14 protein-coding genes are annotated in these 16,640 nt (G+C 46.4%); 11 read left to right on the top strand and 3 right to left on the bottom strand.

The window, feature by feature from the left end; all coding sequences use genetic code 11:
* The first annotated feature begins 105 nt into the window (after nucleotides 1-105).
* Together RMO79_RS16520 and RMO79_RS16515 are read left to right on the top strand one after the other, a co-directional pair.
* Nucleotides 106-1,512: a GTP-binding protein gene (locus tag RMO79_RS16520; protein ID WP_310484287.1), complete on the top strand. Its 1,407-nt coding sequence runs from the start codon at nucleotides 106-108 to the stop codon at nucleotides 1,510-1,512.
* Between the two features lie 76 nt (nucleotides 1,513-1,588).
* A complete protein-coding gene (locus RMO79_RS16515; protein WP_310484285.1) occupies nucleotides 1,589-2,041 on the top strand; it encodes an SRPBCC family protein in 453 nt (150 codons plus the stop codon).
* 10 nt (nucleotides 2,042-2,051) lie between these two features.
* Here RMO79_RS16515 and RMO79_RS16510 read toward each other — a convergent pair whose 3' ends face one another.
* Nucleotides 2,052-3,335, bottom strand: coding sequence for a hypothetical protein (locus RMO79_RS16510; RefSeq protein ID WP_310484283.1), 1,284 nt, complete (start codon nucleotides 3,333-3,335; stop codon nucleotides 2,052-2,054).
* 134 nt (nucleotides 3,336-3,469) lie between these two features.
* Between RMO79_RS16510 and RMO79_RS16505 the strand changes: the two genes are divergently transcribed.
* The 7 genes from RMO79_RS16505 to RMO79_RS16475 all read left to right on the top strand — a co-directional run bounded on the left by RMO79_RS16505 (nucleotide 3,470) and on the right by RMO79_RS16475 (nucleotide 11,909).
* A complete protein-coding gene (locus tag RMO79_RS16505; protein WP_310484281.1) occupies nucleotides 3,470-3,643 on the top strand; it encodes a hypothetical protein in 174 nt (57 codons plus the stop codon).
* A 35-nt stretch (nucleotides 3,644-3,678) separates the two neighbouring features.
* Complete coding sequence (locus RMO79_RS16500) at nucleotides 3,679-4,449, top strand: alpha/beta hydrolase (RefSeq protein WP_310484280.1); 771 nt, start codon at nucleotides 3,679-3,681, stop codon at nucleotides 4,447-4,449.
* A 240-nt stretch (nucleotides 4,450-4,689) separates the two neighbouring features.
* Nucleotides 4,690-6,327 carry a UDP-N-acetylmuramoyl-tripeptide--D-alanyl-D-alanine ligase gene (locus RMO79_RS16495; RefSeq protein WP_310484279.1) on the top strand — a complete coding sequence of 546 codons (1,638 nt, stop codon included), beginning with the start codon at nucleotides 4,690-4,692 and terminating at the stop codon, nucleotides 6,325-6,327.
* A gap of 33 nt (nucleotides 6,328-6,360) precedes the next feature.
* Nucleotides 6,361-6,954: a Uma2 family endonuclease gene (locus tag RMO79_RS16490; protein ID WP_310484278.1), complete on the top strand. Its 594-nt coding sequence runs from the start codon at nucleotides 6,361-6,363 to the stop codon at nucleotides 6,952-6,954.
* A gap of 55 nt (nucleotides 6,955-7,009) precedes the next feature.
* A complete protein-coding gene (locus tag RMO79_RS16485; RefSeq protein WP_310484277.1) occupies nucleotides 7,010-8,185 on the top strand; it encodes an IscS subfamily cysteine desulfurase in 1,176 nt (391 codons plus the stop codon).
* Nucleotides 8,186-8,900: 715 nt separating this feature from the next.
* Nucleotides 8,901-11,198, top strand: a complete 2,298-nt coding sequence (locus RMO79_RS16480; RefSeq protein WP_310484276.1) for an Rne/Rng family ribonuclease — start codon at nucleotides 8,901-8,903, stop codon at nucleotides 11,196-11,198.
* Nucleotides 11,199-11,267: 69 nt separating this feature from the next.
* On the top strand, nucleotides 11,268-11,909 hold the full coding sequence (locus RMO79_RS16475; protein WP_310484275.1) for a ribonuclease HII: 642 nt from the start codon (nucleotides 11,268-11,270) through the stop codon (nucleotides 11,907-11,909).
* On the opposite strand, the gene RMO79_RS16470 is transcribed toward RMO79_RS16475, so the two are convergent.
* Nucleotides 11,886-12,485, bottom strand: coding sequence for a DUF1997 domain-containing protein (locus RMO79_RS16470; RefSeq protein WP_310484274.1), 600 nt, complete (start codon nucleotides 12,483-12,485; stop codon nucleotides 11,886-11,888). The two genes, RMO79_RS16475 and RMO79_RS16470, sit on opposite strands and share 24 nt — an antisense overlap.
* A gap of 254 nt (nucleotides 12,486-12,739) precedes the next feature.
* Between RMO79_RS16470 and pheA the strand changes: the two genes are divergently transcribed.
* The gene (gene pheA / locus RMO79_RS16465) at nucleotides 12,740-13,585 is read left to right on the top strand and encodes a prephenate dehydratase (protein ID WP_310484273.1); all 846 of its coding nucleotides are present in this window, start codon (nucleotides 12,740-12,742) and stop codon (nucleotides 13,583-13,585) included.
* 88 nt (nucleotides 13,586-13,673) lie between these two features.
* Complete coding sequence (locus RMO79_RS16460) at nucleotides 13,674-14,264, top strand: PEP-CTERM sorting domain-containing protein (RefSeq protein ID WP_310484272.1); 591 nt, start codon at nucleotides 13,674-13,676, stop codon at nucleotides 14,262-14,264.
* A 341-nt stretch (nucleotides 14,265-14,605) separates the two neighbouring features.
* Here RMO79_RS16460 and ftsH2 read toward each other — a convergent pair whose 3' ends face one another.
* Nucleotides 14,606-16,489: an ATP-dependent zinc metalloprotease FtsH2 gene (ftsH2, locus tag RMO79_RS16455; RefSeq protein ID WP_310484271.1), complete on the bottom strand. Its 1,884-nt coding sequence runs from the start codon at nucleotides 16,487-16,489 to the stop codon at nucleotides 14,606-14,608.
* Nucleotides 16,490-16,640 lie beyond the last annotated feature (151 nt).

Here is a 16,640-nt window from a genome sequence, read left to right as displayed (position 1 = left end):
AGTGGATAGTGAATAGTGAATAGTTAAATTCCACTCCTTACTCCTTACTTCTTACTCTTTACTCCCTATCCCCTATTCCCTATCCCCTATCCCCTATCCCCTAAAATGCTGTCGCCGGAAGATTCCCAAGAGTTAACAAAGGCAATCGATGATTTCAAGACGATGCAATCGGAGCAAAATTATCGACTGGCGCAAGATACTTTGCGCCGAATTTTAGTGAATTTAGATCTGAGCCAGCGGGAAAGAGCGGGATTAGAAACCGAGATTGCCGAGTTGAGCGAGATGCTAATTAAACTCGATCGATCGGTATTTCAGGTTGCTGTATTTGGCATGGTAGGGCGAGGTAAATCTTCGCTATTGAATGCTTTAATTGGTAAAGAAGTGTTCCAAGCTGGTGTTTTACATGGAGTAACGCAAGAACGCCAACAAGTAGTGTGGGAAATTGAGAATTGGCAAGATGCCTTCGATCTGGATAAAGATACGCCAGCTACATTACAAGAAGCGATCGAATTTATCGATACGCCAGGGATTGATGAAGTCGATGGGGCAGAGAGACAATTACTAGCGAGTGAAATTGCCCATCAAGTAGATTTAATTTTATTTGTAATTGCTGGTGATATTACCGAATTAGAATTAAAAACACTTTCTCAATTGAGAAGTGCGGGTAAACCCATCTTATTAGTATTTAATAAAGTCGATCTGTTTCCCGATCTCGATAAACTGGCTATATATGCCAAAATTCGCGACGAGCGCGTTACCGAAATTCTTAGCCCAAATGAGATAATGATGGTAGCCGCCGCACCGCTGGCGATACGGGCGAGCGCGCGAGAAGATGGCAGTATGGGCGTGAGCTATCATCCCGGTACCCCCCAAGTTGCCGAATTAAAGTGGCGAATTGTCGAAATTTTGCAGCACGAGGGTAAAACACTCGCCGCCCTTAACGCCATGCTAGCAGCCGATCGGATTCAAAAGCAAACGATCGATCGCAAAATGGATCGGCGCGATGAGGGGGCTAACGATATTATCTGGCAATCGGTAATGACAAAAGCGATTTCGATCGCCATTAACCCGATTACGGCTGTGGATATGATGGCAGGTGCCGCGATCGATATTGCCACGATCGTGCGATTATCTAAATTTTATGGGATGCCGATGACTCGATCTGGGGCGATGAAATTGCTTCAGACGATTGCGATGGGGATGGGAGGGGTGAAAATCAGCGAATCGATCGCAAACCTCGGCTTGAGCGGAATCAAGGGCGTACTTGCTATGCTTGCCCCCGCTACAGGGGGAATTAGTATCGCCCCCTACACCGCCGTTGCGCTTACTCAGGCTAGTATTGCTGGAGTCTCGACTTATGCGATCGGTCAAATTACCAAAACTTATTTAGCCAATGGTGCTTCGTGGGGTGAGGATAGCCCTAAAGCCGTCATCGCCCAAATTCTTGTTACCATTGATGAACATTCGATCGTCGATCGCATTAAGCAGGAGATCGGAGTAAGTAAGAAGTAAGAAGTAAGAAGTAAGAAGTAAGAAGTAAGGAGTTAATAACTCCCTATCCCCTATCCCTATCCCCTATTCCCCATCAATGCCTACTTTTGAACAATCGATCCAAATTAAAGCAAGTGCCACGGTAGTAGATAAATGCGTAACTGACTTAACAATAATGCAGCGATGGCTCAATCCGTTGCTCAAGTGCGAACCGCTAGGCGAATGGAAAACTAGCGTAGGTAGTAAAAGTAAATTTATCATTCAAATTCCGGTTGTCAAACCGACATTAAAAAATGTGGTAGTAGTGCGAGAACCGGGCTTAATTGTCTGGAGTTTCGATGGCTTTTTTAAAGGTAGAGATCGGTGGGAATGTCAGCCAACCGATCGCGGTACGATGCTGATAAATCGATTTGAATTTAATATTCCCGATCGGATAGTTGCTTGGGGATTCGATCGATTTGCAGCTAAATGGACGAAAGAAGATATGGCGGCTCAGTTACGCCGTTTAAAGCTCGTAGCAGAAGAGATTCATCAAAGTCTCGACGGTTGAATATGGTTAATTATTCGCCGATCGATTGTAAGAATTGGAGTGAAGAAGCATCCATTTTACCGAAATGAATCGCCCCAGCAACGTTCCAATTTTCTAAAGATTTTACCAACCAGGGTACGCCTTTACATTGAGAAGCTTCATAATGATTGAATAAAATCGACAACCGACTTTCTAATAGCGGTTTGACTTTTTGACAAATTAAGACAATTTTGAGTAACAACCCAGTAGTAAATACCGAGCCGAGGTTGCTAATCATATCCATAAAGACAAAATGTTGGGGATTGCTCGGACTTTCGACAACTAAATGATTGAGTACGTGGGTACAAGTTCTGAGTAATGCAATCTCGTCGAGCCGCTGATAATCGCGATCGGGTGAGATACTATAGATCGTTTTATAGAGTCGATCGTTGAAACTCCGTTTGCCGTAACTAAGGTCTACACCAGAGACGATATAATCATAAAGATCGCCTTTAAATGTTTTGACGATCGGCTGCATTTGTAGATGTGAAACAAATCCGCGCGATAAATCTTGATAGCTAGCATTGCCTTCAGCTTTACCTGCAAATTGACCGAATGCCATCCCCAATTCTTTGGTAGATAATAAAGTAGGATTTTCAACAGCAGGTAGATTATCAGCAGCATCTCGACCTAATTGGGCTTTAATCCGCGATCGTCTGACTTGATAGGTAAGGTAATGAGACAGATTTGTCTCTTGTTGGCTCCGTAAATCGCGTTGAACGCGTTTAATGGTTTCGACGTTTTCTTGAGTGCGTTCTTCTGATACTAGTGTATGTGCGTAGAGGTAAGGATAGCGAGTAATTAAAGTGCCTAATGGTTGCTCTGCAATCGTATTTTTGCGAGCTGTATTACCATTAAGTACGGTATTCAAACGTTTGAGTTTGATATAATCTTCGCTTTGCAAAAATATTTGCAGTAATTGGCGCAACCGCCGCACGACTCGCGAATAAGTCATCCGCACATCATTGAGATTAGAGAGCATTTCAACTAACCCAGCAACCGGAGCGTGTCCGGCTGGTTGCATTTGCCAGTAATTGACGAGAATATAACAACAACGGTTGATTACTAACGGAAAATTCTGCTCGGCAGTTTTTTCAAACGCCAATGTTTCGATCGTCGTCCAAATTCGAGTATCGACATAGCTAACACCCTCGATAAATAAACTCCGAAATCTTTCTAGTACCCGTGCGGGCTTTTCGGTTTTGACGATATGTAAAAAGTGCTCGTAGACAATTTGCTCGACACCACTACCAATTTTTTTCCCAACTGCAAACATAATTTTATCTCCATTGCTATTTCTAATAAATAATTACAGCAAGCCACTTTTCAAAGCGAGACTGCATCGATAAGTAGCATCTGCCTTATGAAATCGAAATAGAGATCCTGGGTGGGAGAGTATGAACTGCAATAATGAACATGGAAGTAAAATTCGGGGTGAAAGGGGGTTTTATCGAGTCTTGTCCCCCATCGTATCTGGAGATCTGGCCAGATGTTGTGAGATCGATCGCTCCTAGCATACCCACTTTTCGATCGAAGTCTGTCATCGTTGGCAAAATTCCGCTAAATGTCGGTACCGATCGGTGATAATTTAAGCTGATGAAGAACCAAAAGTGCGTGTAATGGCTCAAGTGGAATTAAATACCATCCAACTCGGTAATAACGGTCATCCTCTGATTATGCTCCACGGTTGGGGGCAGAATCTCCAATCCCTGCAACCGATGGGAGAATTGCTGGCAACCCGATCGAACATTCATATTATCGATCTACCTGGCTTTGGGAAATCTCCACCACCGCCAGCAGATTGGGATACTACGCAGTATGCCGATCGCATTTACCAGTATTTAGAAGCAAAAGGGATCGAATCTGCCGATATGTTAGGACATTCCTTTGGGGGAAGAGTCTCAATTCGTCTCGCACACCAGTATCCACACAAAGTTCGATCGATTACACTCATTAATTCTGGTGGCTTACAACGCCAGCGTACTACCCAGCAAGCTCTTCGCAGTCAGTGGGTCCGCACGATGCGGAACGCTTTTAAAGTCTCACCCATGTATCGCGACGAGTTGTTAACTTGGCACAGTCAAAAATACGGTTCCCGCGACTATCTCAATGCAGGCGCAATGCGAGGGACGATGGTAAAAACAGTCAGTGAAGATCTCACCGAACTTGCCAAGCAGATTCCGGCTCCAGTTTTACTATTATGGGGTGAAGCCGATACCGAAACTCCTGTCGAAATGGGACACCGCTATCACAGTCTCTTTCCCAATTCCGAATTAATTACCATTCCCCATCGCGATCATTTCATGTTTCAAGCCGAAGGCTCTCACTTGTGCGCTTATTATGTGGAAAATTTTTTAACACGGTTCTCTAGTCCCGTATTAGCATCATGATATTTATCTCCTTATTTATGATTGTCCCGATTCTCGCGATCGTTTTAATCATCTTATTAAATTCTAAATCTGACTAGAGCACGATCGATCGTTTGGGTAGATAGTAGGGTGGGTACTGCCCACCATAAGGGTTTCAGACAGATAGCCGTGGGGTGGGCGGGTTTGAATGACATCTCTAGTACGAACGGAATCGATCTCATAAACCCGCCCCTACAGATCCTTGTCGCTATCACATTTCCCATGCTTACTACCATTTGTCTCGCCCTTATCAGTGCTGCTACGATTTTGTTCTTCACCCGTCGGGGATTGAGATATTTACGTTACTTCCAGCAGGAAGAATACAACGGTACGCGGTTTAAAGATTGGTTTATTGAAAAACGCACCTTCGATACTAAAGGTACCTGCGTCGCCCTGCTAGCAGCCGCATTAAGCAAATTTGCGACAGGTGGGGATATGGTAACTTGCCTGGTAATTTGTTTACTAGCCGCAGCCGCACTGGTATTTATTGGATTTCAAGAAGAAGATCCGCGCAAGGTGGGAAAAATTAAGCTCAATATGACCGATCGAGCGACGGCGATTTATAATCTAGCTCTCGGCTTAAATGCGATCGCCACACTCCTGATTATTATTGCTACCTATTTTTTAGGAGCTGGCGACAGTATCGCCACTTATTGGCTAGTTGCAGTAGGTTTAATTCAAACCTCACCAATCTGGATCGTTATTGCTAATACCATTTTATGGCCGAACGAATTCAAAAAACAACAGGCATTTCTCCAAGAAGCTAAAGACATCCTCGCTGAGTATCAGCCCTACACGATCGGGATTACCGGGAGTTATGGTAAAACCAGTACTAAAGCTATCTTAGGCGGCATTTTAGAAGCGATCGAGCCGACATTTTGGACACCCGGCAGTATCAATACCGAGATGGGTATCACCCGCCAAATTCGCGAAAATCTCAAACCCCAACAACAAATCGCGATCGTCGAAATGGGAGCTTATCAAATTGGATCGATCGCTAAATTGTGCCGTTTTACGCCCCCGAATGCCGGATTGGTTACCGCTGTTGGCGTAATGCACCTCGAACGATTTGGCGGTGCCGATAATATCTATAAAGCTAAATGTGAACTCGCCCAAGCTATCCCCGCCGATGGCTTACTCGTCTGCAATGGCGATAATCCTGGCGCACGCCAAATGGCAGCAGAATATCCTAAAGCTACCACTCTTCTCTATGGCTTAGAGCCAGAAATCGGTCATCTCGACTGCTGGATGTCGGATATTGATGCCAAAATGGCCGGGACGACTTTTATCATTCATTGGCAAGGCAAGGAATATCCTGGGTTTACCAAACTCTTAGGAGTTCCCATGCTCTCTAACCTCGTCGGCGCATTTACAATGGCTTGCGCCCTCGGTAAAGATCCCGATTATGTCATTGCGGCAATTCATAACGTCGAACCTGCCAACAATCGCCTCAACCTTCGCAAAAATGGCGATGGTTTTATTCTCGATGATTCTTACAACTCTAACCCGATCGGCTTTGCCTCAGCTCTAGATGTCCTGGAAGTTCTCGAAGGCGGACGTAAAATTTTAATGACCCCAGGCATGGTAGAACTCGGCGATATTCAAGCCGCTGAGAACCGTCAGGTGGCTCTTAAAGCTGCCGCGATCTGCGATTTGGCGATTGTAGTCGGAAACACTAATAAAGAAGCCCTTAAAGCCGGATTACTCGAAGGTGGTTTAGCTGCCGATAAATTAATGGAATTTCCCGATCGCGATGCTGCACTGGCTTACCTAACTAGTCCCGAACATCGTCAAGCCAAAGACATGATTTTAATCGAAAACGACCTACCCGATCTGTATGAATCGATCGCAAAGTTTTAAAATGTTTAAATAACGTCAGTTCGGAATAAGTTTATGCACTCATTAGCAACCAAACCATTCTTACTAGATATTCACAGTATCACCCTGCGGGTTACCCACGCAGAATTCGAGAAACTCTGCCAAGATAATCCAGAACTACGACTAGAATTAACTGCTAATGGAGAATTGATAACAATGGTACCAGTCGCGCTAGAAAGTTCAGAGCAGAATGGAGATTTGTTTGGGGAGGTGTGGGCTTGGAATCGTCAAACCGGATTGGGTAGAGCTTTTGACTCATCTGGTGGCTTTACATTGCCTAATGGCGCAGTCAGATCCCCTGATGTCACCTGGGTTGGGAAACCAAAAGCCGATGAAATTATCCGTGGGGTGACTTTTCCCAATCTAGTTCCCGATTTTGTCATTGAGCTACGATCTAAAAGTGACAGTCTCAAAACTCTACGCGAAAAGATGGAGGAGTATCGATCGAATGGGGTACGCTTGGGGTGGCTGATTAATCCCCAAAAGCAACAGGTAGAGATCTATCGGTTGGGGCAGGAAGTAGAAATCTTGGTATCGCCTACTACTCTAAACGGGGAAAATGTTTTGCCCGGTTTGACGATCGATCTCAGTTCGATTTTTTCATCGTAAACCGATCGGATCTAGTTTAGTTCGATCGCATCAACATTCACACATCACCATCATAATGTCCACCGATCGACACTTACCAATTTACCTCGATCGACATGCAACAACGCCAGTCAATCCGCGCGTACTCGCGGCGATGTTGCCGTATTTTACCGAACATTTTGGCAACCCGACTAGTACCACCCATCAATACGGTTGGGCGGCGGAAGCAGCAGTCACGGGAGCTAGAAAAACGATCTCAGCGGCGATTGGTGCGAGTGCGTCAGAAATTGTGTTTACTAGCGGTGCGACAGAAGCAAATAATCTCGCGCTTAAAGGTATCGCCGAATCATATATTGCTAAAGGACAACACATAATTACCCTCAAAACCGAGCATAATGCGGTTCTAGATCCTTGTGAGTATCTAGCATCTTTAGGATTTACGGTTACTTATTTACCAGTCGAAGCCGACGGTTTAATCGATTTGAATGCGCTCGAAGAGGCCATCCGTCCCGATACAATTTTAGTGTCGATTATGGCAGCTAATAACGAGATTGGCGTTTTGCAACCATTAGCAGAAATTGGTAAGTTGTGTCAAACAAATGGCGTTTTATTTCATACCGATGCGGCACAAGCGATTGGGCAAATTCCCTTAGATGTTAACTTATTAAATATCGATCTAATGTCCATGACCGCGCACAAAGTCTATGGGCCAAAAGGCATCGGCGCACTTTACGTCCGACGGCGCGATCCGCGCGTCAAATTATCGCCCCAATTGCATGGTGGCGGTCACGAACGGGGAATGCGATCGGGTACATTATACACGCCCCAAATTGTCGGTTTCGCCAAAGCTGTCGAAATCGCGCTGATTGAAATGGATGCCGAAACAGCAAGATTGACCGAACTAAGAACGCGATTGTGGTCGCAATTAAGTCAGCTCGATGGCATCTATCTCAACGGTCATCCCACCCAAAGATTGCCAGGAAACCTAAATATCAGCGTGGCGGGAGTCGATGGTAATGCCCTCTTACTAGGCTTGCGCCCGATTGTCGCCCTCTCATCGGGAGCGGCTTGTAGTTCTGCCAAAATTGCCCCTTCTCACGTCTTGCAGGCACTAGGTAGATCCGATGCGCTGGCTTATGCAGCACTTAGGTTTGGAATTGGGCATAATAATACAGTAGAGCAAATCGAGCGAGTGGCGACAGCCACAATCGAGACGATTCAAAGTTTACGGAAGTTAGCTTTGAGATCGTGACATTTGCAGGTATAATCGAAGATAACCAAGAGCGATCGCCCTCAAGAAGAATAAGCCAAGCAAATCTTCCCAACATTTTCCGGTAATCCAAACTGGATGCGATCGTGTACTTGACAAAATTTTCGTGGGTTCTGGACATACCGCCATCCTTACAGCTAACTACATCAGTGCAATGGATTTAGTGAGAATTGGAGGATCGCTCCAGTTCGTCCTAGTTTAGGCAGCTAAAGATAAGATGCTACGAGTTTAGGTCGATCGCCAAAGCAATTTGCTGGATTTATCTGCCCGATATTTACGAACTTACTCGTAACCAATGTTCGGGCAAGCGCGATCCGACAGATGCTACGTCCCATGCTACTCGATTCGATCGACTGCACTGACCGAGCCAACCGATTGTCGATCGGGAGCCATACATCTTAATTCCAAGTGTTGGTGCAACTTGGCACCCAGCGACACCGAACAGATGCCAACCATTTAGCTCCCGATGAGATCTACCAGCCGATTGGTAGTGTCTTCGATTTCGTAGGCGTTGGGGAAGAGAAGGGCAGTCTCTTTTACCCTAGCATCGCACTTGCTGTCAGCTCGACCTAACTCAACAATCGAGTAGTTAGCTACTCGGACAAATTCAAATAAATTACGTTACATCATACCAGCACCGATCGGCACCTATCGATTCTAGGCGACCGGGGATGCTGCTAATTTTCGAGGAAAATGAATGCCAAAGCAAATAATTATTGCGGAGCAACACCGCATTGGTGCCGTATTTGGGGAAGACCAAATTCAAGAACTGGTAGTAGCGACCGGACAACATCAGGTCAGTGATATCTATCTTGGCATTGTCGAAAATGTATTACAAGGGATCGACGCTGCGTTTGTCAACATTGGCGATCCGTCGCGAAATGGATTCATCCACGTTACCGATTTAGGCCCGCTCAGGCTCAGACGCAGTGCCGGATCGATTACCGAATTGCTCGCACCACAGCAAAAAGTGTTGGTGCAAATCATGAAAGAACCAACCGGGAATAAAGGCCCCCGCTTGACTGGTAACGTCAGCCTTCCCGGTCGGTATGTCGTCTTAATTCCCTTTGGTAAAGGTGTAAATCTTTCCCGCCGGATTCGCTCCGAAGGCGAACGGAATCGGCTCAGAGCACTAGCTGTGCTTGCCAAACCCGAAGGGATGGGATTACTCGTCCGCACCGAAGCTGAAGACACTACAGAAGAGGCAATTCTCGAAGATCTCGAACAACTCCGCAAGCAGTGGGAGAGCGTCCAGCAAGATGCTAATTCCACTCGCGCGCCAGCTTTACTCAATCGCGATGATGACTTTATTCAAAGAGTCTTGCGCGACATGTATTCGCAAGAAGTCAACCGGATCGTCATCGACTCAGACCAAGGTCTCAAACGTGTCAAACAGACTCTGGCTGGCTGGAATGACGGTCAATTACCCGCAGGTGTGGTTGTAGATCGACATCGCGAACGCCAACCAATTTTAGAATATTTCCGCGTCAATTCAGCAATTAGGGAAGCATTAAAGCCGAGAGTAGATCTACCATCTGGCGGTTATATCATCATCGAACCGACCGAAGCATTAACGGTGATCGATGTCAATTCTGGTTCCTTTACTCGATCGAATACTTCCCGCGAAACCGTATTGTGGACGAACTGCGAAGCCGCAACCGAAATCGCCCGTCAGATGCGACTGCGAAACATTGCTGGGGTAATTATTATCGACTTTATCGATATGGATTACCGCAAAGATCAATTGCAAGTGCTGGAACATTTTAATAAACAACTCCGCGTCGATAAAGCTAGACCCCAAATCGCCCAGCTTTCGGAATTAGGCTTAGTCGAATTGACCCGCAAACGCCAAGGTCAAAACATTTATGAGTTATTTGGAGCCACATGTACGACATGCGGCGGATTGGGACATTTAGCCCACGTTCCTGGTGAAGCTGTCTACGGTGCCGATGGCGAAGCAGTGCCGATTTCCCTCGTTTCTAGCGCACCACAACGCGAATCTCGAACGCGGGTTGGAAGCGTCGCTGGGAGAGGATTGCATCGCACCCCGCGCCGGAACGAGCGCACCTTGCCCGATTTGCGCCCACCAATTGCTGAAGGGTGGGATAGCTTCACGCCAGAGAGTCCCGAAGCCGAAGATGACTTCAACCTCGTCGATCATCCCAGCTATCAGCAGCAGAATGGAGCCAGCAAAAAACGCCGTCGCCGCGTCGGTAGAACCGATCGCGAGGAAGTAGTCCGGAACGTTCCACGTCCGACACCCAATAACGATGCTCCAAAGGAAAGGCTCTACCAACGAGATCGGCCGCCAACGGCTAATGGTAATGCGATCGCTAGAGGTGTCAACCCCAATCCCCGCAACGGTTCGCCCTCATTGACAGAAGATCGCACGCGCGCCTCTTTAGTTAGTAGTAAATTTGCACCGCCAGAACTTGAAGCTTACGTCCCAGAACCAATCGAGCCGGATGTCACTGAAGATACCACCCCAGACACCGCAGAACAAGAACGCGAACGTCCCGGCAAACCGCAACGGCTCAAACCGACTCGCCCGACGATCGAACCACCAGAAATAGTGCATGTCGAAATGTCGGATCTAGAGAAAGAAACTTACGCCTGGATGGGGATTTCACCATTGGTAAAGTTGGGGCGGGAGTTGAATAATCCGAAAACAGCGATTGTAAATATCGTACCACCAGGAAGTTTACCCCCCGAACCAATCGTTCCTGAGCCAATTGCCGGATTAGTTAACGATGATGTCGCACCTGATTTTGAATCGACTGAATTGACTGTCGCATTCATCTCTGATGATTTAGCCGTAATCGATCTTGAAGAGAAATCACCTGTGGCTGAAGTCGAAGCAGTGGTGGAAGCGATCGAGATCCCAGCATTATCTACCCCGCTCGATGAGACGGTAGAGATCGAAACGACTCATCCAGTCGAAGATTTACCCGAACATCGGCGACGCAAACGTCGATCGTCAGCAACAGTAGATTAATTTAAAGCAGGCGATCGAATGTACGCTCGATCGCCTGCTTTGTTAATAAAATATTATTTATCGATCTAAGTGACTAATTACGAATTAAGCCAGAAAGAAGATATGATTGCTGGTGTCGATGAAGTCGGGCGCGGAGCATTATTTGGCATCGTCGTAGCCGCTGCCGTTATCTTACCAAAAACAGCCGCGATCGATTGTCAAAACTTGGGTATTAAAGATAGTAAAAAACTCTCAGCTCGATCGCGAGAACTACTCGTACCGCAAATTCACCAAATCGCAATCGCTCATAATATCGGGGTAGCTAGCGTTGCCGAAATCGACGAATTAAATATTCTTCAGGCAACGCTTTTAGCCATGCATCGCGCAATAACTGGATTGTCAGTTTTGCCAGAATTATGTTTGGTAGATGGGAATAAACCGATTCCAAATCTCGATATTCCTCAGCAAACTTTAGTTAAAGGTGAAGACCTGTCGATCTCGATTGCGGCTGCGAGTATTTTAGCTAAAGTTTGGCGCGATCGGATAATTTCCGAACTGGCAAATCTTTATCCCGACTATCATCTCGCCAAAAACAAGGGTTATGGCACCGCCGCTCATCTGCTGGCGATCGAAAAATACGGCATCACCCCCGAACATCGTCAATCGTTTAGCCCCTGTAAAATTGGCTATGCTCGATCGCCTAATCTATCAACCCATCGGTTCGCCATTTAAAATACTGGGGGTATGGGTTGGGATGCGATCGGTTGTAGCTTGAATTGCCGTATTTGCCCACGTAATATAATCTGCTAATAATTGATGCATCAATCTTTGCTCGAAGGCGATTAAAATACTTTTGAGCAAACTATTGCCTGCCGATTCGACGATCGATTTGGGCATAAAGCTTAATGGTAGTGGGAGATCTACTTGGACTTCAAGATCTGCACGCCCTTCGAGATAAGTTTGTCCCTGCTTTTGACAAGGCGATAATTTGCCCATCAGAGATAGACTGAACCGTCGATCGACATAATCGATACCGCGAATTTCACATTTGGTAGAAGCAATCCTCACCGTACCATCTGCATCATTCCACACGCGTAAATAAACAGTCGGCTGAAGATCGAAACTAAAAAAACTCAGCGTTCGCATCGTCAGACAAAACTCCTCATCGCTTACTTGACGGATGCGATTGGCATCGACGAGAGATCGCACCAAACGGTGGGGCTGGCGGAGATAGTGCTGAATGGGGATGGAGTGTTTGGGTACGGCAATCTCCACCGATCGATCTGCTGTGAATTTAACGATTTGCATATATATAAATCGGGAATTTGACTATTATCGCTACGATCTGAAAATTAGTAATTGTCAACTATTAATAGCCAGTAAATTGAATGAAGATCGAGGATCCAAATGCATAGCGAAAAAATACGATTTAATCGATCGATTGACAGTCACGATAAAATGTACTCACTTAGAAGTTTATCGCATTGACGATCTAGATTTCTAGCTAAAATTAAAAGATTCAGTATTTTGTCGAGTTAGTGTCAAAATTCTGGTAGAGCTTTATGACTTTAAAGATCGCTCATTTAGGACCGACAGGTACTTACGCTGAAGCAGCCGCAATAGCTTATGCCCAGGCGGAACTTGCTAGCACCGAAATTTGCTTGCAGCCTTACACAACCATCGCCCAAACGCTTGCCGCCGTCGCCAGTGGCGAAGTTACACTAGCGATCGTCCCAGTCGAGAACTCGATCGAAGGTGGTGTGACGATGACAGCCGACACGATCTGGCAACTAGCCGCACCGCTCCAGATTCAACAAGCGATCGTGTTACCGATCCATCATGCTTTAATTTCGGTGGCTACCGATCTGGCTCAGATCGAAACGGTATATTCCCATCCGCAAGCTCTGAGCCAGTGCCAAGATTGGTTGCAACAACATTTACCCCAAGCCGCGCGGATTGCCAATAATTCTACCACCGCAGCTCTAGCAACACTCGCTGCCAATCCGCAAGCCGCAGCAATCTCTTCAGTCCGAGCGGCGAACTTATACGAGCTGCCAGTGTTAGAGCAGCCGATTAACGATCGTCCCGATAACCAAACCAAATTTTGGGCGATTAGCTTGCAACCGACACTAGCCGGAAACTGTACCTCAGTAGCATTTAGCTTGCGATCGAATACTCCCGGCGGCTTGATGAGAGCGTTGGGATTTTTTGCCAATCGGGGTTTAAATTTAAGTCGGATCGAATCTCGCCCTAGTAAACGTTCGCTCGGTGATTATTTATTCTTTATCGATATCGAAACCGATGTGCATAACTGCCGCGAACTCAAGTCGGCTCTGGCCGATTTGGATGTTTATGCCGAAACCGTCAAAAATTTTGGTAGCTATTACACCAATAACGCAAGTTGTTAGCATAAGTGTAATGTGTGAGATCTAAAGTAATAAATTGGGCATATTTAATTAGAGAGGTTCAGAGCCTCTGGTTTCTTAGGAAAAAAATATGCAAACTACCTTCTCAACCAATCTGTTGCAAACTGCGATCGCCTCTGGAATCGCTTTGGCTAGTTCTATTTTAGGATTTAGTTTTACAGATATCGCGCCTGCTCATGCTGCAACCTTAAATTATGCTGGCACTACGAATCCTGATGGGCCGACATTTCAAGCAATTACCGCATTCGAGCCTACTACGTTTAGTGTATTTCACTTTAGAGTAAGTACGACCGATCGCTATGATTTTAGCAGTACATCGACAGGCTGGCAAAATGCCATCTCTCTGTACCGGAATGTTTTCAATCCTAGTAATAATTTTACTAATCTCATAAATTCATCTACTCAAAATCCCGATGCCTCTGGCGTATCGACTTCGACCTTTTTCGTACCGTCTCTCGCTGCTGGTGTTGATTACTTTTTGGTAACTAGTGGTTTAAGAAGTAGCGATTTCGGTAATTTTAATAACACGATTTCTGGTGCAGGTGATATTTTACCTTCGACTACTACCGCAGTCCCCGAACCATTCACAATCTTCGGCACGTTAATCGGCGGTACAGCAGCTTTAAGGATGAGAAAGAAGTTAGCTGTCAGTAAAGCGTAAATCGAGTATCGATGTCACGATCGAAAATCCCCGCAAGTAAAATCCCCTCCTCGGTGGGGTGCCCGTTCGCTAAGCGTCTCTAAGAGAAGGGCGGGGTGGGTTACACCTTCGCTGAAACCGATCGACTCCGAATTTAAACATCCTCGATCGAACTATACATTTGCTGCCTGCCATTTTAGGGGTGGAAATAGTTGGAAGATGGTTTGTGGGTGGCGGAGATCTACCCACCCCACCCTACGGGCACCCCTCCAGGGAGGGGATTTTTTGGAGGATTTAAAAAGCCCTGCTAGTGTTGAACTAGCAGGGCTTTTTAGATGACTAAAATATTAGTCCGGTCGCAATTATGCAGGAGCAAACTGAGGTTTTTCGGGTACCACTGTGTACTCAGCTACGATTTGACGGAACTCTTCACCGTCGATGGTTTCTTTCTCGATTAAGATATCTACCAAGCGATCGATTACCGAACGATTTTCGCGAACGATTTTGAGTGTTTCTTTGTGGCAACCATCGACGATTTCGCGAACTTGTTGGTCGATTTGAGCTGCTACTTCATCGGAGTACTCAGAACGCGCACCCCAGTTACCACCCAAGAAGACTTCACCAGACTGACTTTCGAGTGACATCGGGCCGAGTTTGGACATCCCAAACCGGGTGACCATTTGGCGTGCCATCGAGGTTACTTGCTGTAAATCTCCACCAGCACCAGTGGTTACTTCGGAGTCGCCAAAGATAATTTCTTCAGCAGCACGTCCGCCTAAAGCACCACAGATCCGAGCGCGAAGTTGGCTCCGCGAAATCAGAGATTGATCTTCAGCAGGTGTGAACCAAGTCAAACCAGCCGCTTGTCCGCGTGGAATTAATGTTACTTTTTGAAGCGGATCGTGAGCGGGAATGAGGGTTGCGATGATTGCGTGTCCGACTTCATGGTAAGCAATCAGGCGTTTGCTCTTACCATCGACTAATGGCGTACCTTCCATCCCAGCCACGACACGATCGACGGCATCGTCGATTTCGAGGTTAGAAATGGCATCTTTACGACGACGGGCGGTAAGAATTGCTGCTTCGTTGAGCAAGTTGGCTAAGTCAGCACCACTAAATCCAGGCGTACGACGCGCGATCGCATCTAATGAAACATCTTCGCCTAATTTCTTATTCCGAGCGTGAACGTTGAGGATTTCAACTCGTCCGGCAACATCAGGTGGATCTACCTGTACTTGGCGATCGAAACGACCGGGACGCAGGAGAGCCGAGTCTAACACGTCAGGACGGTTGGTAGCTGCGATAATGATGATTCCGGTGTTACCTTCAAAACCATCCATCTCAGTGAGCATTTGGTTGAGGGTCTGTTCGCGTTCGTCGTTACCACCACCGATACCTGCGCCACGTTGGCGACCCACTGCATCGATTTCATCGATAAAGATGATGCAAGGTGCGTTTTCTTTAGCTTTTTTGAATAAGTCGCGGACGCGAGATGCACCCACACCAACGAACATTTCCACAAATTCCGAACCAGAGATACTAAAAAATGGTACCCCAGCTTCACCTGCGATCGCTTTAGCTAGCAGGGTTTTACCAGTACCGGGAGGGCCGACTAGCAATACACCTTTAGGAATCTTCGCACCAACGGCTGTAAAGCGTTCTGGCTGTTTGAGAAAAGTTACAACTTCTTGCAATTCTTCTTTAGCTTCGGCAATTCCCGCTACATCATCAAACATCACCCCAGTTTTGGCATCCATCTGGAATTTAGCTTTGGATTTACCAAAGTTCATCGCTTGACCGGGACCACCAGGCATATTATTAGAACGGCGGAACAGTAAGAACAAACCACCGATTAATAGTGCGGGGAAGACTAAGTTACCGAGGAAACCCCAGACTGCACCATCGTTACGGATGGGGTGACTGTCAAAGGAGATATTAGAATCTCTGAGTTTGGCAATCAGTTCTGGCGAATTGGTTGGTAAATCAACGCGGAGGCGTTGCATCCGGTTTTCGAGATCTGGATCGATGGCTTCGACGATCGCAGTTCTACCACCATCATAGAGATCTACGGCTTTAACTCGATTGGCATCGAGATACTCTAAGAATCTGCCGTAGGTCATCCGAGTACTCGCTGTATTTTTACCAACTTCCGCCGTGACGGGTGTAAATGCCCCTTGCCAGACGAAAAAGCCGATGACGAGGACGGGAATCGTCCACAGTACTGCTAGTTTCCACGAAAACTTCATAAAATTGTTTGCCTTTTGGGATGAGTTTAGGAGTTAGGATCGCTGTCCTGAGCTGGTCTGAAGGTGAAAAGATGGCGTTTGTTTGGGGCTGTTACAGATCTTCTGACTGCCCGACTCGACCGATCTTCTGGTTCGCAGTTTTGAGTTAATT

The organism is Chamaesiphon sp. VAR_48_metabat_403, from assembly GCF_031422475.1.
In the GTDB taxonomy this organism is placed as follows: Bacteria; Cyanobacteriota; Cyanobacteriia; order Cyanobacteriales; family Chamaesiphonaceae; genus Chamaesiphon.
Note: the sequence above shows the minus strand (reverse complement) of the source record. Positions and strands in the feature narration are given on the sequence as shown.

Coding starts and splice junctions, on each gene's coding strand:
- RMO79_RS16520 (WP_310484287.1), top strand. CDS start 106: ATGCTGTCGCCGGAAGATTCCCAAGAGTTAACAAAGGCAATCGATGAT.
- RMO79_RS16515 (WP_310484285.1), top strand. CDS start 1,589: ATGCCTACTTTTGAACAATCGATCCAAATTAAAGCAAGTGCCACGGTA.
- RMO79_RS16510 (WP_310484283.1), bottom strand. CDS start 3,335: ATGTTTGCAGTTGGGAAAAAAATTGGTAGTGGTGTCGAGCAAATTGTC.
- RMO79_RS16505 (WP_310484281.1), top strand. CDS start 3,470: ATGAACATGGAAGTAAAATTCGGGGTGAAAGGGGGTTTTATCGAGTCT.
- RMO79_RS16500 (WP_310484280.1), top strand. CDS start 3,679: ATGGCTCAAGTGGAATTAAATACCATCCAACTCGGTAATAACGGTCAT.
- RMO79_RS16495 (WP_310484279.1), top strand. CDS start 4,690: ATGCTTACTACCATTTGTCTCGCCCTTATCAGTGCTGCTACGATTTTG.
- RMO79_RS16490 (WP_310484278.1), top strand. CDS start 6,361: ATGCACTCATTAGCAACCAAACCATTCTTACTAGATATTCACAGTATC.
- RMO79_RS16485 (WP_310484277.1), top strand. CDS start 7,010: ATGTCCACCGATCGACACTTACCAATTTACCTCGATCGACATGCAACA.
- RMO79_RS16480 (WP_310484276.1), top strand. CDS start 8,901: ATGCCAAAGCAAATAATTATTGCGGAGCAACACCGCATTGGTGCCGTA.
- RMO79_RS16470 (WP_310484274.1), bottom strand. CDS start 12,485: ATGCAAATCGTTAAATTCACAGCAGATCGATCGGTGGAGATTGCCGTA.
- pheA (WP_310484273.1), top strand. CDS start 12,740: ATGACTTTAAAGATCGCTCATTTAGGACCGACAGGTACTTACGCTGAA.
- RMO79_RS16460 (WP_310484272.1), top strand. CDS start 13,674: ATGCAAACTACCTTCTCAACCAATCTGTTGCAAACTGCGATCGCCTCT.
- ftsH2 (WP_310484271.1), bottom strand. CDS start 16,489: ATGAAGTTTTCGTGGAAACTAGCAGTACTGTGGACGATTCCCGTCCTC.